This window comes from Tianxiuia mixotrophica, assembly GCF_050596425.1.
In the GTDB taxonomy this organism is placed as follows: Bacteria; Bacillota; Clostridia; order Peptostreptococcales; family Acidaminobacteraceae.
Window position 1 is genome coordinate 2,199,674 of sequence record NZ_CP192292.1, and the last position, 21,506, is coordinate 2,221,179.

17 protein-coding genes and 1 riboswitch are annotated in these 21,506 nt (G+C 40.9%); all 17 genes read left to right on the forward strand.

Annotated elements, in window-relative coordinates; genetic code table 11:
* The first annotated feature begins 56 nt into the window (after positions 1 to 56).
* The 17 genes from dtd (at position 57) to ACQ4KW_RS09605 (ending at position 21,499) form a co-directional block, all read left to right on the forward strand.
* Positions 57 to 506, forward strand: a complete 450-nt coding sequence (gene dtd / locus ACQ4KW_RS09525) for a D-aminoacyl-tRNA deacylase (protein WP_430886297.1) — start codon at positions 57 to 59, stop codon at positions 504 to 506.
* 107 nt (positions 507 to 613) lie between these two features.
* The gene (locus tag ACQ4KW_RS09530; protein WP_430886298.1) at positions 614 to 1,234 is read left to right on the forward strand and encodes an MBL fold metallo-hydrolase; all 621 of its coding nucleotides are present in this window, start codon (positions 614 to 616) and stop codon (positions 1,232 to 1,234) included.
* A 191-nt stretch (positions 1,235 to 1,425) separates the two neighbouring features.
* Positions 1,426 to 3,135 (forward strand): carboxypeptidase regulatory-like domain-containing protein, encoded by a 1,710-nt coding sequence (locus tag ACQ4KW_RS09535; protein ID WP_430886299.1) that lies wholly within the window; start codon positions 1,426 to 1,428, stop codon positions 3,133 to 3,135.
* Between the two features lie 409 nt (positions 3,136 to 3,544).
* Entirely contained in the window at positions 3,545 to 5,494 is a 1,950-nt protein-coding gene (locus ACQ4KW_RS09540; RefSeq protein ID WP_430886300.1) for a 5'-nucleotidase C-terminal domain-containing protein, read from the forward strand.
* A gap of 293 nt (positions 5,495 to 5,787) precedes the next feature.
* Positions 5,788 to 7,329, forward strand: a complete 1,542-nt coding sequence (gene hemZ, locus ACQ4KW_RS09545) for a coproporphyrinogen dehydrogenase HemZ (protein ID WP_430886301.1) — start codon at positions 5,788 to 5,790, stop codon at positions 7,327 to 7,329.
* 427 nt (positions 7,330 to 7,756) lie between these two features.
* Positions 7,757 to 9,097, forward strand: coding sequence for a histidine--tRNA ligase (hisS, locus tag ACQ4KW_RS09550; RefSeq protein WP_430886302.1), 1,341 nt, complete (start codon positions 7,757 to 7,759; stop codon positions 9,095 to 9,097).
* A 119-nt stretch (positions 9,098 to 9,216) separates the two neighbouring features.
* On the forward strand, positions 9,217 to 11,004 hold the full coding sequence (gene aspS / locus ACQ4KW_RS09555; RefSeq protein WP_430886303.1) for an aspartate--tRNA ligase: 1,788 nt from the start codon (positions 9,217 to 9,219) through the stop codon (positions 11,002 to 11,004).
* A complete protein-coding gene (locus ACQ4KW_RS09560; RefSeq protein ID WP_430886304.1) occupies positions 10,997 to 11,461 on the forward strand; it encodes a SoxR reducing system RseC family protein in 465 nt (154 codons plus the stop codon). Before aspS ends, ACQ4KW_RS09560 begins: the two co-directional genes overlap by 8 nt.
* Before the next feature lie 214 nt (positions 11,462 to 11,675).
* Positions 11,676 to 12,911 carry a serine hydroxymethyltransferase gene (gene glyA, locus ACQ4KW_RS09565; protein ID WP_430886305.1) on the forward strand — a complete coding sequence of 412 codons (1,236 nt, stop codon included), beginning with the start codon at positions 11,676 to 11,678 and terminating at the stop codon, positions 12,909 to 12,911.
* 276 nt (positions 12,912 to 13,187) lie between these two features.
* Positions 13,188 to 14,039, forward strand: coding sequence for an alpha/beta hydrolase (locus ACQ4KW_RS09570; RefSeq protein WP_430886306.1), 852 nt, complete (start codon positions 13,188 to 13,190; stop codon positions 14,037 to 14,039).
* An 86-nt stretch (positions 14,040 to 14,125) separates the two neighbouring features.
* Positions 14,126 to 14,806, forward strand: a complete 681-nt coding sequence (locus tag ACQ4KW_RS09575) for a Crp/Fnr family transcriptional regulator (protein ID WP_430886307.1) — start codon at positions 14,126 to 14,128, stop codon at positions 14,804 to 14,806.
* A gap of 294 nt (positions 14,807 to 15,100) precedes the next feature.
* Positions 15,101 to 15,865 carry a formate/nitrite transporter family protein gene (locus tag ACQ4KW_RS09580; protein ID WP_430886308.1) on the forward strand — a complete coding sequence of 255 codons (765 nt, stop codon included), beginning with the start codon at positions 15,101 to 15,103 and terminating at the stop codon, positions 15,863 to 15,865.
* A gap of 23 nt (positions 15,866 to 15,888) precedes the next feature.
* Positions 15,889 to 16,914, forward strand: coding sequence for an anaerobic sulfite reductase subunit AsrA (gene asrA, locus ACQ4KW_RS09585; RefSeq protein WP_430886309.1), 1,026 nt, complete (start codon positions 15,889 to 15,891; stop codon positions 16,912 to 16,914).
* Positions 16,914 to 17,708 carry an anaerobic sulfite reductase subunit AsrB gene (gene asrB, locus ACQ4KW_RS09590; protein ID WP_430886310.1) on the forward strand — a complete coding sequence of 265 codons (795 nt, stop codon included), beginning with the start codon at positions 16,914 to 16,916 and terminating at the stop codon, positions 17,706 to 17,708. Before asrA ends, asrB begins: the two co-directional genes overlap by 1 nt.
* A gap of 9 nt (positions 17,709 to 17,717) precedes the next feature.
* The gene (gene asrC, locus ACQ4KW_RS09595) at positions 17,718 to 18,689 is read left to right on the forward strand and encodes a sulfite reductase subunit C (protein ID WP_430886311.1); all 972 of its coding nucleotides are present in this window, start codon (positions 17,718 to 17,720) and stop codon (positions 18,687 to 18,689) included.
* A gap of 143 nt (positions 18,690 to 18,832) precedes the next feature.
* On the forward strand, positions 18,833 to 19,600 hold the full coding sequence (locus tag ACQ4KW_RS09600; RefSeq protein ID WP_430886312.1) for a hypothetical protein: 768 nt from the start codon (positions 18,833 to 18,835) through the stop codon (positions 19,598 to 19,600).
* Between the two features lie 300 nt (positions 19,601 to 19,900).
* Positions 19,901 to 20,012: riboswitch (SAM riboswitch) on the forward strand.
* Between the two features lie 206 nt (positions 20,013 to 20,218).
* The gene (locus tag ACQ4KW_RS09605; protein ID WP_430886313.1) at positions 20,219 to 21,499 is read left to right on the forward strand and encodes an O-acetylhomoserine aminocarboxypropyltransferase/cysteine synthase family protein; all 1,281 of its coding nucleotides are present in this window, start codon (positions 20,219 to 20,221) and stop codon (positions 21,497 to 21,499) included.
* The last annotated feature ends 7 nt before the right edge of the window (positions 21,500 to 21,506 follow it).

Below are 21,506 nucleotides of genomic sequence, written 5' to 3' on the forward strand. Positions count from 1 at the left end.
CTTAAACAACCGTTTGCTTTCGAGTGGACGGTTGTCATTGAGTAAGGGGGCATAAAATGCGAGCGGTTGTACAAAGAGTGACTAGATCGAGCGTAACTGTGGATGAAAACACGGTTGGAGAAATAGGCAAGGGGCTTATGGTCCTACTGGGTGTAGAACATGATGATGGCATTGATGACGTCAAATGGCTGGTTGATAAAATATGCAATTTGCGCATATTTGAAGACGAAGAGGGCAAGATGAATGAATCCCTTCTAGATATTGAAGGCGATCTTTTGGCTGTGTCGCAGTTTACCCTCATGGGAGACTGTCGTAAGGGTAGAAGACCAAGCTTTTCAAATGCGGCTCGACCTGACCAAGCCAATGGGCTATATGAAGACTTTGTTGCCCTAGCATCGGAAAAAGGCATCAAGGTTGAAACCGGACAGTTCCAAGCACACATGATGGTTGACATTATGAATGATGGCCCTGTAACATTACTGGTGGACAGCAAACGCGTATTTTAGTCGTATATAAATTTGACATATAAAGATCTGTTGAAGGTATGAGATCAGTCTTTATAATGAGCATCTTTTAATAAAAAAGATGTTTTAAGTTCTTAGGAGGTCGAGTGATGATAAAATTAAGACTGCCGCTAGGTATTTATGCGGCAAATTGCTATATTCTTGGTTGCCCGGAAACAAAAAAAGCTTGTGTGATAGACCCAGGTGGTGATCATGAAAAAATATTGGAGGCGCTTAAAACGCATGATTTGACACTTGATGTTATTGTGTTGACACATGGTCATATGGATCATATTGGTGGACTGGCAGATCTGGCTAAGGCAACAGGCGCCGAAGTGGCCATTCATGAAGATGATAAAGAAATGCTTGAAGATCCAAGACTGAATTTGTCTGGTTCTATGGGCGGTGGCATTGCCATACAAGCTGATAGATTGCTAAAAGACGGAGACAAGGTTCAATTTGGAAATATACGTTTAAAAGTCATCCATACGCCTGGCCATACAAAGGGCAGCATATGTCTAAAGGTACATGAGGACCTATTTACAGGAGACACCCTCTTCTTGCGTTCTGTGGGGCGTACAGACTTAGCTGGTGGTGACCAGAATGCTTTGATGCAGTCCATTAAGAAGAAGCTTTATAAGCTCTCAGACGATACGATTGTCTATCCGGGTCATGGTCCGGAATCGAGCATTGGCTTTGAGAAAAAAAGCAATATGGTTATTCGTGCTTAGAAAACTTTAATAAATACAGCTGAACCATTATAGTTTCAATAAAACTTAGGAGGATCTTACAGGTGATGTAAGATCCTTTTTGCGTCTAAAATTCCATAAGGGGTATATATTTATATGATTGACAGGTGTTAGATGGAGTGGTTTATGGCGTGGTTTTTGAGTGGGATTGATGTTGAAAGGAAGTGGGTGCAATGACCAGACAAAGAAGTTTGGCAGTTTTTATTGTGATGCTTTTATTGATTAGTTTAGCAACGCCTGTTTACGCAGCGCCTAGTGTTTCAGTGGGGGACACAAGACCAGAGCCAGGACAAGAGGTTACTTTTAGTGTGAGTGGCGCGCCAACAGGAAACAGCGCATGGGTGGGTATTTTCCCATATGAGCCCAATGCTTCGTGGTGGGGAACGAACTGGGATGCGGCAGACATTTCATATCATTATTTTCGGAATTTAAATGGATCTGGAACATTTAATCTTCCATATAAAGAAGGCGATTATATAATTGGTGTCTTTACGGCAGATGACTCTAATGACATTCCAGTTGCCAAAAGCGCTGTTATTCAGGTCCGGTTTGCCGAGTCTAGTGTCAGTTTATCTTCAAGTTCACTAGAGCCGGGTGAGACCCTTACATTTACCTATACAAATCCTCCAAGATCTGATTCAGCTTGGATAGGTCTCTTTCCATATGAACCCGATGCATCATGGTGGAATACCAATTGGGACGAGGCTGATATTTCTTATCATTATTTAAGAAATATAGATGGTATGTCGGATACATTTACACTGCCTTATGAGGAAGGACAATACATTATTGGGCTCTTCGTTGAAGACAGTGGCGCTGATATGCCGCATGCAAGCAGTCAGGTGATTAATGTAGGCTTTACACAAGCATCCATTTCCGTATCGTCGGTATCTGTAGGACTGGGGGAATCCGTAACGTTCTCCTATTCTAATCCGCCTTCTGGAAATTCAGCTTGGATAGGTCTATTTCCATACGAGCCCAATGCATCATGGTGGAATACCAATTGGGATGAGGCTGATATTTCTTATCACTATTTAAGAAATATCACAGGACAATCTGATTCGTTTACCATGCCAAGTGAAGCGGGATCATATATTCTTGGGCTCTTTACTGAAGATGCCAGCCAGGATATGCCACTTGCTATGAGTGATGTGATTTCTGTTGGAGGCGGGGCTGTCACTACAAGTGATAGTGGTAATGATTACGACCCTGGTGATGTGACCATGGTAGACGATGCTGTCACAGGCGGGGAGCAAATTATACTGGAAGTGACAAATATTTCAGGTGTAAGCAATACCCCAACAGCACCAACGACATTTACAATCGATACACCATATATAATCACTTACTTGCATACTTATCATTACTATAACAACAACACACCTGCGGGTACGATAGGATTGAAATCTTCTAACGGCACCATGTATGGACCATGGCAATCAGAAGGCACAGCAGGGCAAGGCGGGGTGCAAAATGCAGATTGGCATGTGTACACCTATCAGGAAATTCCAGCAGGCACCTACACAGTAGTGGATTCCAATCCATCCACTTGGTCCCACAATTCAGGGTCGGGTGGCCGTGGGTTTGCAACCGTTAAGGGCATTCCTCTTGGAAATGTGGTAGAGGGCACTTTGATGGGCACAGTTGTGGAAATAGACGAAGGGACACTTGTTTCTGGTGTTGAAGTGAATATTTATTATAATGGATACCTTGCAGGAACAACATATACTGATTCAAATGGTGAGTATAGTTTGAATGCCTATGAAGGCAACTATCTTGTTGAGTTTATTTATGGAGGGTATTCAACCACCCTTTATGAAAATGTGCCAGTGTATAGTGGGGATGTGATCCATCTAGATCATATTTTAAACTACCCGTATTAGCCATTTTAATGGAATCTAAATACTTGTTATGGATAAGGCCTAGTATAAGGCCTAGTATAAGGCGCTTATGATGAAAATAGCCTATGGGATTTAATCCTCATAGGCTATTTAATTTGTTGATATAGATAGGTCGGGACTGATGCAGTTTTTTTAATAGAAGTCTTTGCATAAGAATCAAAAAAATATCTATGTAATAGCGAGAATGTAGAACCATAATTTCCCAAGCGCCAAAATTAACAATATTCATACAATTTTACTGCGAAATTTATTGTTTTGTAACAATATTTAGGATAATATCAAAATAGGGTCTTGTTCTACTGGTTATGGCTATTTGGAAAAGCAATGTAAAAGTGAACTTTGCTTTTGTGAGTGGCTTATTATCAAACTTTAGTACTATGGGGAGGAAAATATGAAAGGATCTACAAAAAAAGTCTGTTTGATGACTGTAGTCACTTTGCTGATTGCTTCGATGCTTGGATTTGGTTTTGCATCTGAAGAAACGGTAAAAATTACTGTTATGCAGACTTCAGATTTACATGGACGTATTTATCCGCATGATTACGCAACGGATTCTGAGGATTCTGATGCAGGTATTGCAAAGATTCAAACACTTATTCGAGCAGAACGTGATGCGAATCCGAACAATATCCTAATGGACTGTGGCGATACTGTACAGGATAACAGTGCAGAACTCTTTAATGATCTTCCTGTTCATCCAATGGTTCAAGCCATGAATGAAATGGATTATGATGTTTGGACCATAGGCAACCATGAGTTCAACTTCGAGAAATCATTTCTGGAACGTAACATAGAAGCCTTTGAAAGCGCTGTGTTATCAGCAAATACATATAAAGAAGGCACTGACGAAAGATGGCTGGACGCTTACAAAATCTTTGAATTCGATGGTGTTCGTGTGGCTGTAGTCGGCATGCTGCCTCCAAACATTCCACTATGGGAAGCTTCTGCACCAAGCCACTTTGCAGGGCTTGAGTTTACAGGCACGCTTGAAGAAACAGGAAAAGTGGTTGCTGAACTAGAAGGCAAGTATGATGTTCTAGTGGGCGCTTACCACCTCGGTCCAGATGGAGACCATGGTTTTGAAGGTGTTGAGGAAATTGCTGAAGCTTATCCAGAATTTGATGTGATCTTTGCGGGTCACGCCCATTCAAAGTATACGAATGAAATCAATGGCGTCAAAATCATAGAACCTGGTAACTACGGTTGGGCACTTGCAACTGCGGATATTGAAGTGGTAAAGTCTGGAGATGCCTATGAAGTGGCATCCGTAAATGTTGAAAACATCGAGACGAAGTCAGTGGAACCAGACCAAGAGATTATGGACACTTTCTCATTTGTACATGAAGAATCTGTTGCTGATGCCAATACGATTGTAGGCACAATCACAGATGATTTCATTGCTCGCCCTGATTATATTACAGGTAAAGATGAAATTGAAACAATGCCAACAGCGCAACTGGAAGACACTGCTGTTATTGATCTAATCAATGAGGTTCAAATGTTCTATACTGAGGCAGATGTTTCATCAGCGGCTCTGTTTAATTTCGGATCCAACCTAAAAGAAGGCGATTTTAAGAAAAAAGATGTTGCCTTCATTTATAAGTATCCAAATACCCTTGTGGGTGTGAATATTACAGGTCAAAACCTGAAGGCGTATATGGAGTGGTCGGCTGGTTATTATAACACATATGAAGATGGCGATCTGACTGTTTCATTTAATCCTGAAGTGCGAGGCTATAACTATGATATGTTCTCTGGATTAACTTATGAAATTGATATTACAAAAGACAGTGGCAATCGTGTTCAAAATGTTATGATTGACGGTAAACCGCTTGAAATGGACAAGGTTTACAAGTTGGCTGTAAATAACTACAGATTTGGTACTTTGATGGGGCTTGAACTTGTGACAATGGACGACAAGTACTATGATTCTTACGAGATCATGCAAGATAAGGGGCGTATTCGTGACCTGATCATCAAGTACACTGTGGAACAAAAAAATGGCACCCTAGAACCAACTGTGGACGAGAACTGGAAAATCACAGGTGTGACATTTAATAAAGATATGCAAGAAAAAGTTTTTGATCTTGTTCGAAAAGGCGAGATCACCATTCCAACGAGTGAAGACGGACGTACGAAAAACGTGAAGGCTCTCAATCTAGGCGAGCTTATCAAAAACGGTCTAATTTCAATGAATACCTACACGGTACGCGCTGGGGACATGTTATGGAAAATTGCTCAAAACTATGGTGTGAAATGGGAAGACCTTGCGACGGCAAATGGTCTGAAGAACCCTAACTTGATCATGCCAGGCCAAGAGCTTCTTGTACCAGTTCAGTAATAAATAGGCATGAATGATCATGCTTACACGTATATTAAAGTAGAAAAGACACCTGAAAAGCCTTATTCATACATTGTTATGAATAAGGCTTTTGCTTTGCGCTACCAAAAGACCGGTATGTATGGTAGACTGTATTTCGGAAAATCTATCAGATTAGATTGTCCTTTAGGCGTTTTGAAAATATAATTAGAAAAGTGAAAAGGCCGAAAACTGTACAAGGATCAATGATAAAGTATTTGGACTTAAATTGAATTTATAATATAAAATCGCATGCTGGAAATACGAGGTGAAAAATGCTATACGTAACACTGCAAGGATATGATTTAAGGTATGATCTAGAGCATCTTCTGAACACATTTTATAAGAGGGAAGATCTTGTGTTTATATCTGAAAATGAAAATGAAGAAATCGAGATAAAGGAAGAAAAGATTGATGTTTTATCAGTGACATCTCAATTGCATGGAGACACCGTGGTTTACATGGTGGGAGCAGCCTTTGATGCCGATCCGTCTGAGGAAATGCCTTGGGAAACAAAATCTGGAGAAATTTTGGTGGGAAGTGATGAACATGAAGCTTTCCGTAAACTCAAACAAGAGATAAAACGTACGGTCTATGACTATGTGAGTTCAAAAGTTAAGTCAACAAGCCCTTGGGGGATTCTTGTTGGAATGCGACCGGTTAAACTTGTCCACGAAATGCTAGATACCGGCATGACACCGGAAGTGGTGGGGCTTAAACTCCGCGATGACTATAGGGTTTCTAATGAAAAAATTGAATTGGCTCTTCAAATAGCCGACGTAGAACGGCCTTATCCGGAGAGCGCATCAACTGACCCAATCAGTTTATACATTTGCATCCCATTTTGTCCAACACGCTGTCTGTATTGTTCTTTCCCATCCAACGCCATGGGTCAAAAGGGAAAGCTGATGGATCCGTATCTGGATGCTCTGATAAAAGAAATTAAAGAAGTGTCTGAGATGATTGACAAGTCTTTACAGAGGGTCGATTGTATTTATATTGGAGGGGGCACACCAACCTCATTGTCCGAAAGCCAGTTGGAAAGACTCCTTCATGAAATAGAAACCCAGGTGGGTACAGATAAACTTGTGGAGTATACAGTGGAAGCGGGACGACCAGATTCTATTACAGAAGACAAGTTAAAGATTATGAAGAAATACGGTGTGGATAGAATCTGCATCAACCCTCAAACTATGAATGATGACACCCTCACAATAATTGGGCGAGAACACAACAAGGAAGACGTTCGTTCTGTTTATGAAATGGCCAAGAACATTGGCTTTAAAAGCATTAACATGGACTTGATTATTGGACTGCCAGGGGAAACAGCTCGATCTGTTGAAGAGACCATGGCCCATGTTGGGGCAATGCGTCCAGAAAATGTAACTCTTCATACCCTAGCCATAAAAAGATCTTCACGACTCAATCAAACCCTGCAGCAAAAAAGTGGATCAGAGTACGAGCTTTCCAGCGCTGGAGATGCTGAAAAGATGATGGAAATTGCTATGGCGAGTCTTTATGGCATGGAAATGCATCCTTATTATATGTATAGACAGAAAAAGATTCTAGCCAACTTAGAAAATGTGGGCTTTTGTAAGGAAGGGCATGAATCTGTTTACAATATTAGAATCATGGAAGAAAGACATCAAATTGTGGCACTAGGGGCGGGCGCGGCTTCAAAAATGGTCTACTTAAATGAAAATAGATTCGAACGTGTGGCCAATACCAAGGGTGTTGAAGATTATATTGAAAGAGTGGATGAAATGATTGAGAAAAAGCGTCCTTATTTGCTGGGAGAAAAGTCAACAAAAGCATAGTTGACCTTATAAGGATCTATAAGCCCCAGGCAGTTGACAGGGTCACAAACCTTGATTTATAATAAGAACAATTGAATACAGATGCAGGGGAATAAGTAGTGTTGATTGTATCAAGTCTAGGGACGGTTGATGTCGCTGGATCTAAGCGAATTGGGGATGGTGGGAGCCCATGATTAAAATCAGTGCGAAAGACAGCCCATATAGAGTTGCAGTCTGTGTGTTAAAGTGGGTCATATTTGACCAACTAGGGTGGCACCGCGGGAAAGAAATAAGCCCGTCCCTAATGTGATGTTTTGTTGTATCAAAATAACATAGGGGCGGTTTTTTTATAGACAGAATTAGAGCGTAATCCTGATATATAAAAGCAAGTTTTCTCCTGTTTGGTGTCGGATAATTTCATTACACAAAATAAACAAGAAGGAGGCGTATGAAGATGAAAAAACCAAGAGGGACACAAGACATTCTTCCATCGGAGGTGTATAAGTGGCATTACGTGGAGAGCACTTTCCGTGACGTATGTAGAAGATTTGGTTACGAGGAAATTCGCACGCCGTTGTTCGAGTATACAAATCTTTTCAAGCGAGGCGTTGGTGAAACAACTGATGTTGTAAGCAAGGAAATGTACACGGTTTTCAATTCTAGAGAATACACGAACTACATTGCCAAGCGTGAACTTATGGATGCACCGCCGCTGGATGTTATGCGTGATTTCATGAATGACAAAAATGGCATGACCCTAAAGCCTGAGGGGACAGCACCTGTTGCTAGAGCTTTTGTTGAAAGTAAAATGTATGCCGAATCACAGCCAACAAAACTTTACTACATAACAGCGTGCTCAAGACACGAACGCCCGCAAGCTGGTCGTTTAAGACAATTCCACCAGTTTGGCGTGGAAATATTTAGCGCTTATGGCGCTTCGGCAGACGCTGAGACAATTGCTGTGGCTGATACTTTTATGAGGGAACTTGGTCTTGAAAATGTTGTTCTCAACATCAACAGTGTTGGATGTCCAGAATGTCGCCCTAAGTATCACGAGGTGCTTAAAGATTTTCTAGCAAGCAAACTGGATAATTTATGTGAGACATGCAACGAAAGATATGAAAAGAATCCTTTACGTATTCTTGACTGTAAGAATAAATCTTGTCAGGCTGAACTGGTAGAGGCGCCGGTTATGTTAGACCACCTTTGCGATGACTGTGAAGACCACTTCGGTAAGTTAAAGACATACCTACAAGCCATGGATATAGACTTTGTTATTGACCCCAAAATTGTGCGTGGTCTGGATTACTACACAAAAACAGCCTTTGAGTTTATTTCAGGAGAAATTGGCGCTCAAAGCACAGTGTGTGGTGGCGGGCGCTACAACAAACTGGTGGCTGAAATTGGTGGACCAGAAACACCTGGTGTTGGTTTTGGTATGGGTATAGAAAGACTCATAATGACCCTTGAAGCCAACGGCGTGACTTTCCCAGACCCGAATACAGCTGACCTATTTATTGTTTCAATGGGTGAGGACACTATAGCTCCTGCAGTTGGTTTAACACAAAAGTTAAGACGCAAGGGGATCAGTGCTGATACAGACCATATGGGAAGAAAGATGAAAGCTCAAATGAAGTTTGCAGATAAGATCAATGCCAAGTATACACTGGTTCTTGGATCGAATGAAATTGAGAGTGGAAATGCACGCATCAAGCATATGGCAACTGGAGAGCAAACTGACATTCAACTTGGTGACCTAGATAGCATTGTCAAGATTATTACGGAATAGTTAGTGAAAGTCTTAAATTGAATTTAAAATTATCGTGGCTTATAGACTCTTTTATATAAGCTGTGACTGCGCAACATATATGAATGAATTATTGCATGATATTGAGGAGAGTGTAAAAAATGGCAGAACTACTACAGGGAACGAAAAGAACCCATTATTGTGGCCAACTTAGAGAAGAACATATTGGCCAAATTGTAACACTGATGGGATGGGTTCAGAAAAAAAGAAATCTGGGGGCACTTGTCTTTGTTGATTTACGTGATCGCGAAGGTGTTGCGCAGGTTATGTTTGATCCGGATCTATCTAGACAAGCATTTGAAAAGGCTGAAAAAACACGTGGGGAATTTGTTCTTGCTGTTACAGGCGAAGTGCGCCGTCGTGAAAGCATCAATGAAAATATTCCAACAGGATATGTTGAGGTTTTCGCCAAAGAGCTTAAGGTCATTTCTGAATCAGAAGTGCCACCAATCCATATAAATGATGATGACAAGGCTGGAGAGCAACTCCGTCTGAAATACCGATACCTAGATCTTAGAAAACCTAAAATGCAAAAAAGACTTCGTTTCCGTTACAAGGTATCTAAAATCATCCGTGACTTTCTTGATGAAGAGGGCTTTATTGATTTAGAAACGCCAATCCTGACAAAGCCAACACCAGAAGGCGCACGCGACTACCTTGTGCCATCACGTGTTCAACAAGGAAAGTTCTTTGCACTGCCACAGTCTCCTCAGCTATTTAAGCAACTTTTTATGGTCTCAGGCTTTGATAAGTATTTCCAAATTGTCAAATGTTTTAGAGATGAAGACTTACGTGCAGACCGTCAGCCAGAGTTTACACAGGTGGATATTGAAATGTCATTTGTTGAAGAAGAAGATGTTCTTGCAATGAATGAAAGATTGATTCAGCGTGTTTTCAAGGACGCATTAGATTATGATGTTCAACTGCCACTGCCACGTATGCCATACAAAGAGGCTATGGAGCGTTTTGGGTCTGATAAACCAGATACGCGTTTTGGTTTTGAACTAAAATCCCTAAACGAAGTTCTTGCAAAGTCTGAGTTCCAAGTTTTTAGTGGAGCAATCAGCAGTGGTGGCATGGTAAAGGCAATCAATGCCAACGGCCGTGCTGGAGAAGTTTCTAAAAAGAAAATTAAGAACCTTGAAAAGTTCGTTAAAACATATGGTGCAAAGGGTCTAGCATGGATGAAGCTCACAGAAGAAGGCATTGAGTCACCAGTGGCTAAATTCCTTTCTGAAGATGAAATCAATGGCATTATCGAAACAATGGAAGCTAAGACAGGGGATATGATTTTCATCGTAGCGGACAAGTCGAGTGTTGTTTACGATTCACTTGGCGCTCTTCGTGTTGAACTTGCAAAACAATTCGACATGCTTGATGACAGTCAGTTCAACCTCCTATGGGTCACTGAATTCCCACTGTTTGAGTACGACGAAGACGAAGGTCGCTACTACGCTATGCACCACCCATTCACATCACCAATGGACGAAGATATTGACAAGGTGGAAAGCGATCCTGGCAATGCCCGTGCAAAGGCATATGACATTGTTTTAAATGGTGTTGAGCTTGGTGGTGGATCAATTCGTATTCATGACGCGGGTCTTCAAAAGACCATGTTTAAGGCACTTGGACTTTCAGAAGAAGAAACTAATGAAAAATTCGGCTTCCTACTAGAAGCCTTCAAATACGGCACACCACCACATGGTGGGGTGGCATTTGGACTTGATCGTTTTGTTATGCTTCTTATTGGGGCAGAGAATATTCGCGAAGTTATTGCCTTCCCTAAAACACAGGATGCAAAATGCCTTATGACAGATGCGCCTTCATTGGCAGATCCAAACCAGTTGGTTGAACTGGGCATTGAATTGGTGGCGAAAGAAGATGAATAGAAATGGTGTTGTCACTGAAGTCAAAGGCGAACGTGCCGTTGTTCAACTGCTAAGACATACAGCTTGCGGTGAATGCGGTGCATGTCAACTAGGAGATGACAGCAAGCAGATTAGAATAGAGTGTGCCAATGAAGTTGGTGCCCAAGTGGGAGAGTTTGTTGAAATTGATTTAGAATCTCCTAATGTCCTTGGAGCAGCCTTCATAATGTACATGATACCTCTTGTTGCACTTCTTGTAGGGGTATTGGGAGGAACGTTAATCTTTGGTGCATTAACAAGCGCCAGCATCATGAACCCTGAGTGGATTAAGTATAAAGAACTTGTTGGTTCTGCTCTTGGTGTTGCACTCATGACACTGACCTATTTTGTCATTAAAGGCAAAGAGGATAAATTCTCAGACAGTCAAAAGTATTTGTCAAGAATTACAAAAGTTGATAGAACAGAGTTGCAGATTTAGCAAAGTGCAAGTACAATAGAAGAGTGAATAATTATTCATATAATATAAGTGGGCCGACTATTTTAGTTGGCCCACTTATATAGAATACGCAGGTTTTAAAAAACTTAAGACTGTGTGTAAAAACCTATGATGTGGGTATTTGGTTAAAGGAATTCCTACAAAATAGGTATTGTATAATGCTAGACACCAGATATATGAAAAGGGAGGACAAGCAATGATTTGTAAAGAGCTTAATAAATGCGATCCTGAAGTTTTCGAGGCCATAGAGAAAGAAGCCCAAAGACAGAAAAATGGGATTGAACTAATTGCTTCAGAAAACTCTGTGTCAGAAGCTGTCATGGATGCCATGGGCAGTGTTATGACCAATAAGTATGCTGAAGGATACCCTGCCAAACGTTACTATGGTGGCTGTGAATATGTTGATGTGGTTGAAAATCTAGCCATTGATCGTTTAAAGGACTTATTTGGAGCAGAGCATGCCAATGTTCAGCCGCACTCTGGATCAAATGCCAATTTAGCGGTTTACTTCGCGCTGCTAAACCATGGTGATACTGTTATGGGTATGGATTTAAGCCACGGCGGACACTTAACACATGGGTCACCGGTCAATATTTCTGGTGTGTATTATAATTTTGTCCCATATGGCGTGAGCAAGGAAACAGAAACAATAGACTATGATGAAATGAGAAGATTGGCTCATGAAGTCAAGCCAAAGATGATTGTTTCAGGCGCTTCGGCTTACCCTAGAAAAATTGATTTTAAAATAATCAGAGAAATTTGTGATGAAGTTGGCGCCTACATGATGGTGGATATGGCCCATATTGCAGGACTCGTTGCGGCAGATCTTCACGAAAACCCTTGTGCTTATGCAGATGTTGTCACTTCAACAACACATAAAACCCTGCGTGGCCCAAGAGGCGGTATCATTCTGTGTAAAAAAGAGTATGCAAAGAAAATTGACAAGGCCATCTTCCCTGGCATCCAGGGTGGACCACTCATGCATGTTATTGCAGCCAAGGCAGTTTCTTTCAGAGAAGCACTGACTGACCAGTTTAAAACATATCAAAAGAAGCTTGTTGACAACTGCTCTGCAATGGCAGATGCTATGACAGCGCGTGGATTCAAACTGGTTTCAGGTGGAACGGACAATCATTTATTCCTTATTGATCTTAGAAATAAGGGACTAACAGGAAAGAAAGCCGAAGCCATGCTTGGTGAAGTTGGGATCACAGTCAATAAAAACACTGTGCCATTTGAAACGGAGAGCCCATTTGTAACAAGTGGTATCCGTATTGGAACGGCTGCCGTAACAACTAGGGAAATGGGTCAAGACCAAATGGTTGAGATCGCTGGCATTATTGCCGACACCCTTGAAGAAAAAGAGACAATTGAATCATTAAAAGCGCGTGTTGCAAAACTTTGTGAAGCATTCCCTTTGTATGATCTGTAAAATGAAATTTATTAAATATTCAAGTATAAGATATTCAAGTCAGAGACCACTTCTGTATATCTTATAAAATAAAGGGTCTGATAGAACCGATTGATGTGTATTATTATATGCATGTCAATCGGTTTTTTGTTTTGAAGGAAGGGGGTTTCTTACGTGCCAGGAAAGGGCATAACTTGAAAGAGAAGGATTAATCATGTAGAATAAAGTAACGTTAAAAAAAATATAACGTAAATTTGATGATTGTATTATACGTAAATTGAAAGGGGGGGCTCATGTATGCAAGAGTACAATGGGTTTCATAGAAAGCTTCAAAACTACTGTTTGGGAGGTCATCCAGAAATGGTTCTTGAGATGCTTAAAGAGGGTATGGACAAATATCCTAAACATCTATCAGAGATGCTCTTTGAGGGCATTATGGCCTGTATTGAGCTTGACCAACACGAATCAGCTTTAACCATGATGAAACTTGCAGATTCACAGGGATTCTGGTATCCCACGGAAATGTTTCCAGAGGAAAAGGGCTACGAACTATATACAAAAAAATGGCATGAGAATAGGGGAAGGGTATCACAGGCCTCAATGCAAGTGGGGTATGAAAATGGCTTAAATATGCTTGCCCTGCATGGATGGGGAGAAGATCTCAGTCTGTTTAGACGCTACTTTCATTCAGATGGATTTGAAAAACGTGGCCGGATTCATTACTTGCAATCTAGTCAAAAAATTGGTGACATCCAGTACGTTTGGAATGATAGAAAACAGGCGGAGCATGATGTTAGACACTACTTAACTGAGACACTTGGGGACATGAAAATAGATATTCTAGCAGGTTTTTCTCAAGGTGGGTATCTGGCGCTCGATTTTCTTGTTCATGAAATCATTGATGTGGACAAATTGATTTTGATTTGTCCTGGAAAAGAAGACTACACCCTTAAGGCTTTAACAAGTCTAGCGAAAAATGGCGTGGAAGTCTTATTAATATCCGGTACACAAGATTTTGATCATGAGTACCATAACAACTTGTATGAACGCTTAAGGGAAGCTGATGTCCGTGTGGATTACCAGGTGATTGAAAAAATGGGACACTGGTTCCCAGAAGACCTTGATAAACGCATTGATTCATTCATATAGACCCATGTTTAAGTCAATCACCTTGACAGGGCGCCTTACTATAGCGTATAAAGTATACAAGACTATAAAATGAGGGGAACATCACATTGATTGATACGTGCATCATACGCAAAGTACAGGCGTTTTCAAGCCTTTCAGATGAAACCATTTCTAAAATATCTAAAATCGCAGTGGATGTAACACTTAAAAAAGGAGAGACTCTTTTTTGGGAAAAGGATCAAGTGGATGCAGTCTATGCACTTATTTCAGGTAAGACAGCTATGTTGCGTTATAGTGGATCTGGACAAAAAAGAATATTCTTCATACTCAATGAAGGGGCCCTAATTAATGAAGTGGCCTTTGATAATTTGCCGGTTTCTGTTGTGTGTGAAGCTTTTGAGAATGCGCACTTGCTTCGTATGCCAAAACTTTTATTTTTGGAAATAATGCGTGAAGACTTTGACTTGACCTATAATGTTATGTGCTCCATGGGTAAAAAACAGAGGCGCCTATACAGGCAATTGAAAAATACAGTGCCTATAAAAGTGGATAAAAAACTTGCGGCAAAGTTATGGAAGTTATCAAAAGATTACGGCATCACAAATGGACAGTGGATACGGATTGATCTGAAAATGTCTGTGACCAATCTCAGTTATTTGATGGGGAGTTCTAGGGAGACCATTTCAAGAGCTCTCAATAAACTCATCGACTTGGGGATTGTCAAATGGGATAAAAAGCAGATACTGGTCAAGGAGAAAGAAATACTTGAATATTATAGAAGTGAATAAGCCTTCTAAATTTGGAATGACTAGATATGTGATAAATGTGTGATATTTATCACATATTTTTTTTATGCCCTTTTATATACTCTTTGTGAGAGGTGTTTGGCCAAGCGTCTCCATTGGTTTGTGATTGTTATGTCAATCACAAGGCTTTTGCATTTCATCAGGAAAAATACTGATCGACCATGGAAAGCTGACAAGGGCCACACCAAAAATTGCGTTTGAACTTTTTAGACCAAAATCCAATGTGTAAGAGAATGGATATAGTTTAGAAAGGGCTTGTGACAAGGGAGGATCAACATGTTTAAAGAGACACTAGAAAAATTAGGGGTGGCGGCAGTATCAAAAGCCAAATTATCGAAAAACAGCAAGGGCAAGTATTTAACAGCATCAGGTCTGGCCGGGTTTTATGTGGGCCTGGGCATTATTCTCATTATGACCATAGGGGCCCTGCTTTCAGGTGCTGGTTCACCATTTACGAAAATTGTTATGGGAGCATCCTTTGGTGTGGCTCTAAGCCTGGTCATTATGGCAGGCTCGGAACTCTTTACTGGCAACAACTTGATTATGACAGCTGGAGCTCTCGATGGCCAAGTAACGTGGAAGGACGCCCTGAGAGTTTGGGGACTAAGCTACATTGGTAATTTTGCAGGCTCAGCTTTTGTAGGGGCAATTTATGTTTTAACTGCATCCGTAACAGGAGCAACAGGGGATTTCATACTTAAGGTCAGTGCGGCAAAAATGAGTGGAGCCTTCATGCCACTGCTTGCAAAGGGCATATTATGTAATGTTCTTGTATGCTTGGCTGTCCTGTGTGCTGTAAAAATGAAGAGTGAATCCGGAAAACTTATAATGATTTTCTGGTGCCTTTTTGCCTTCATTACATCAGGCTTTGAGCATAGCATAGCCAATATGACCATTTTCTCAATCAGCTTATTTATGCCACATCCTGAGACCGTTTCAGTGGCTGGTCTCCTGGCCAACTTAGTGCCTGTGACCATAGGCAACTTTATTGGCGGAGCCTTTATATTGGGTGGCAGCTATTACTATATGGGTAAAGAATAAGACCTTTTGAAAGGAGAATTTACGTGAAATTAAAGCTTAGTCAGGCAGATATGGAGAAAACCTTTAAGTCCATGCTAGACACTTATAAGGTTATGGCACCAGTAAAAAAACCTTTCAAGGGCACCATGTCTGATACAGATGCAGTTCGCTACGAAGAGGTGACAACCTTTGATCAAATAGAATTTGGTGAAAAGTCTCAATTTTCTGCAAGAGAAATCATCCAGCCAATCACTCAAGTTCTCTTCTATTTTACTGAAGAGGATTATAAAATACCAAAGGCTGAAGAAAAGAAAATCCTAGTCTTTTTACGGGCTTGTGACATCCATGCTATGGATAGAGTGGATCAAATCTATCTTGGAAATGGGCCAGTTGATCCATATTACAAGCAAATTAGAGACAGGGTGGAATTTGCCCTCATCGGATGTGAAAAGTCTTTTAGAAATTGTTTTTGTGCTTCGATGGGAACGAATAAAGCAGACCAGTATGCTCTCGGTGTTAAGCCGATTGAAGACGGTGTCTGTTTAGACATAAAGGCTGAATCTATCAAATCTCTTTTTTCAGACCATAAGGATCAGATCGTATCTTTTGAAATGGATTTTGTTAAAAATAATGATATACAAGTTGAGCTAGCAAGTGAGCTAGATGCACAAATGATAGCAGACCATGACATGTTTAGAGAATATGATGCACGATGTGTGGCCTGTGGAAAATGCAACTTTGTCTGTCCAACATGTACCTGCTTCTCCATGCAAGACATCTTCTACAGGGATAACGAAAACACTGGAGAAAGACGCCGAGTGTGGTCATCGTGCCATGTGGATGGATACACAGACATGGCCGGAGGGCATGGGTTCAGGAAAAAGCATGGTGACCGCATGCGGTTTAAAACTCTTCATAAGGTTCATGACTACGAGAAACGATTTGGAAAACACATGTGCATAGGGTGCGGCCGCTGCGATGATGCGTGTCCCCAGTACATATCTTTTTCAAGCTGTGTGAATAAGATTTCACAGATAGAGGGATGCAAGAGTGTAAAGGAGGGGCTTTAATGGATAACGCATATATGCCATTCCCATCGGAAATTCTAGAAATTATTCAGCATACAGATATTGAATATACATTCCGCATGGCCTACAGTGGCGTCGTTGCACCGGGGCAGTTTTTCGAGGTATCTATACCAAAGTATGGAGAGTGTCCAATATCGGTCTCGGGCATAGGAGAAAACTATATAGATTTAACCATTCGTCGTGTGGGTCGTGTTACAGACGAACTTCATAATTTTAAAGCAGGTCAAAAGTTTTTCTTGAGAGGTCCATATGGAAATGGCTTTTCAATGGACAATTATAAGAACAAAGAGCTTATTATTGCGGCAGGTGGTAGTGGGCTTGCCCCAGTTAAGGGCATAATAGACCAAGTTTACAAGGACATAAGTCAGGTTAAAAGATTTCATCTGCTGGTCGGATTTAAGTCTCCAAAAGACATCCTGTTCAAAAACGAATTACAAACTTGGATGGCCTCTGATATGGGAGTGACCTTGACTGTTGATGGTGCTGAAGAAGGTTACAAAGGTCATGTTGGACTTGTTACCAAATATGTACCCGGTCTAGAAATTGACAGGATGGACAATGTAGAAGTTGTTGTTGTTGGTCCACCACTTATGATGAAGTTTACAGTGGCTGAATTTTTAAATAGAGGTGTTCCAGAAGAGAAAATATGGGTGTCTTATGAAAGAAAAATGCACTGTGGTCTAGGCAAATGTGGTGGTTGCAAGATGGATGATACTTACATTTGTTTAGATGGACCTGTTTTTAACTACGTAGAAGCAAAACGGTTATTTGACTAGGAGGCGCTCATGGATATTAATACGAAAAAATTAAAGAAAAACGCCTATCGTATTACGAAAGAGCGTTATAAAACGGCCCTGCGTGTACGTGTTCCAGGTGGAAAAATTGATGCCAAACACTTTGAAATTCTTCAAAAAATTGCAGAGGAATACGGAGAGGGCAATTTGCATTTAACCACACGTCAAGGTTTTGAAATTCCTGGCATTGATATGGAAAAGGTAGATGAAGTCAATAAACTTATCCAACCTGTTATTGAAGGTCTCGAAATCAATCAGGTGGAACCTGACACGGGCTATCCAGCTGCAGGCACAAGAAATGTTGCCGCTTGTATAGGCAACCGGGTCTGTCCTAAGGCTCAGTATGAAACATCAGGCTTTGCAAAACGTATTGAGGACGCCATTTTCCCAAATAATCTACATGTAAAAATTGCTCTGACAGGATGTCCCAATGACTGTATCAAGGCTAGAATGCATGACTTTGGCATTGTGGGCATGTGTTTGCCAGAATATGAGGCCCATAAATGCGTATCGTGCAATCGCTGTGTAAAGAAATGCAAGAGTTTATCCACAGAAGCCTTAAGTATGGAAAATTACAAAGTCCAGCGCGATCACAAGAAATGTATAGGTTGCGGTGAATGTGTTCTCAATTGTCCAACTGGTGCGTGGACTAGAAGTGAAAAAAAGTACTACCGCTTGACGGTCATGGGTCGAACGGGCAAGAAAAACCCTAGACTGGCAGAAGACTTCATAATATGGGCAGATGAAGACAGCATCATGAAAATTATACTTAATACTTATGATTATGTTGAAGCATATATTGATAGAAGTCTGCCTAAGGAACATATTGGATATATTGTTGATAGAACAGGATTTATGGAGTTTAAAAAATGGGCTCTAAAGGATGTTGAACTGCCTCAAATGGCTCAGGTGGCTAGTAACATTTACTGGAGTGGGGTTCGGTATCCCAACACATTAAGGTAGAAGCACAGTGGATAAAAATAAGTGAGATTATATATAGTTACAAAATGATAATTATTATCATTTGCATTGACTCTGCATATCCTGTGGTGTATTATTTAAAACAGGACTAAAACGGTATAGTATACGTTAATGAGGTGATGCAGGTGATACAAACACATACAAATAAGAGTGCTTCTAATTACACATATAAAAATGCAGTAGAGACCAATGCTGGTCCAATGTACAAAATTAAACTTAAAGAAGTCATAGAGCTGGGGCATAACACAAGATCCTATAACTTTGAAAAACCAAAGGACCTATCATGGTCAGAGGGTGCCCACACGCATTTGGCCCATGAAATTTTTATGGTGGATGGCCATATTGATAAGGGGCTTGTTCGTCATATGTCGATAAACACCCTGCCAGAGGAAGGTTATATAGGTGTGACGACCAGAGTGCCTGGAAGCATGTCCAAGTATAAAAAGTTCATGGATGACATGGTGCCTGGCAAAGAAATGTTTATTTTTAAAACCCAAAACCACATGCCCTTAAGACGAGAAGATAAAAATATTGTTTTGATTTCCATGGGTGTAGGCATATCCACCATGCGACCTTATATCATGCGGTACCTAGATGATTCTAGGGGTATAAAGAATATGACCAACATCAATGTTGACAGAGGCTCTTTTGTTTATAAAGATGAACTGGAGGGCATTGACCAACCTGGTTTTCAAAATATTTATACAGACTCCCGTACCGGACTCTTTCGGGCGGTTGACGCCTCAGTTCATTTGACCGACAGCCTTTACTATCTTGTCGGGAGCGATGCATTTCTTAGTGAAGTTTCAAGACATCTTCTGATGCGCGGCATTCACAAGTCCTCGATTATGATTGACAAGCATGTGGAAAAAAGAGAGATATTTAATCTATAACGTCATGTGCTGGACAAAATTAAAATCTTAAATCTAAAGATCGCTATATGTTTTAAGCTTAGGCGCGTTCAAAATTAGAAATAGATATCCTCTTTATACTATATATATTTTTCTATTTATAGATATTTATATATATGCTGCAAAGAGGGTTCTTGAATGATTTTTGCAAATCGCTTAACCTGACAAAATGATCATATGGCGAACTTTTTATGTGATTTCAGAAAAAGTCGACGAAAATACTCAGATTTACTGTTGACATGACCTCATGACTAAAGTATACTACTTTTTAAATACATAATGATCTCATCGAGAGAGACTGAGGGAGCGGCCCTATGAAGTCTCAGCAACCTGCATATGTTTCATGATATGTGTAAGGTGCTAAATCCGACAGTCATTGACTGGAAGATGAGCAAAGAAGACGAATATAAAGCTTCTCTCATCGACTGGGAGAAGTTTTTTTATTTTCTTCAGACTCTTTCTTGATCATTTGTGTCATATCCTCGTTCAGCGCCTTGTCTGATTGATGGAAATTCCATGTTTGAAGAAGGGCGACGGTAGACGAAAAGGATGAAAAGTTGGAAAATTATGAATAGTGAGACGAGAAGGAGAGGCATTAAAATGACAGTGAAAAAATACGGACTTGGAACAATTGCAGTACAGGGAAGCTACTCAGCAGACGAAACAGGATCAAGAACCATTCCCATCCACCAAACAGCATCTTATGATTTAAGGGACGCGGATCGGGCGGCCAATCTCTTTGGTCTAAAAGAGTTTGGAAATATTTACACTCGCTTGAATAACCCGACAAACACATCATTTGAAGAAAAACTTAACCTGCTTGAGGGGGGCGTAGGCGCCTTGTCAACTGCATCTGGGCAAGCAGCCATTTCCCTTGCCATCTTAAATATTTGTCAAGCAGGTGACCATATACTTGCAGCAAGCACCCTCTACGGCGGAACATACACCCTCTTTGCATACACCTTCAATAAACTAGGGATTGACGTCACTTTCGTTGACCCGGAAGCCCCTCTTGAAGCGTTGAAGGAAAAAGTGCAAGACAACACCAAGGTTGTTTACGCAGAAACCATTGGAAACCCGGGACTGAATGTCCTCGATTTCGATAAGTTTTCCGCCCTTTCCAAGTTTGCTGGTGCACCTTTTATTGTTGACAACACATTTGCAACACCTTATCTATTAAGACCATTTGAACATGGGGTGGACATCGTTGTTTACTCTGCAACCAAGTATATTGGTGGACATGGAAATAGCATTGGTGGCGCTATTATAGACTCTGGTCACTTTGAATGGACAGGGGATAAGTATCCAGGCCTTGTTGAGCCAGACCCAAGTTATCATGGATTAAAATATACAGAAACGTTTGGGGCGCTGGCCTATATCATTAAAGCCAGAGTCCAGCTCATACGAGACATTGGCGCGACACTTAGTCCCTTCAATTCATTCCTCCTCCATACAGGCCTGGAAACACTTCATTTACGAGTACAAAGACATAGTGACAATGCCCTTGAACTCGCTAAATATCTCCAGGCACATGAAGAAGTGGAGTGGGTGTCCTATCCAGGACTTGAAGATCATCCCTCTTATGAACGGGCTCAGAAATATCTTCCAAAGGGTGCGAGTGGTGTTCTGACCTTTGGTGTAAAAGGGGGGCGTGAAGCGGGAAAAGCCTTTATAAACAATGTTGAACTTGCAACCCTAGTGCCAAACATTGGTGACACGAGAACCCTTGTGATCCACCCTGCGAGCACAACACACTCGCAATTAAGTGAAAAGGAGCAAGAGGCATCAGGCGTTCGACCTGATCTTATCCGTGTTTCTGTCGGGATTGAGGACATAGAAGATATTAAGGCCGATTTTGACCAGGCTCTTTTAAACAAATAGGAGGGAC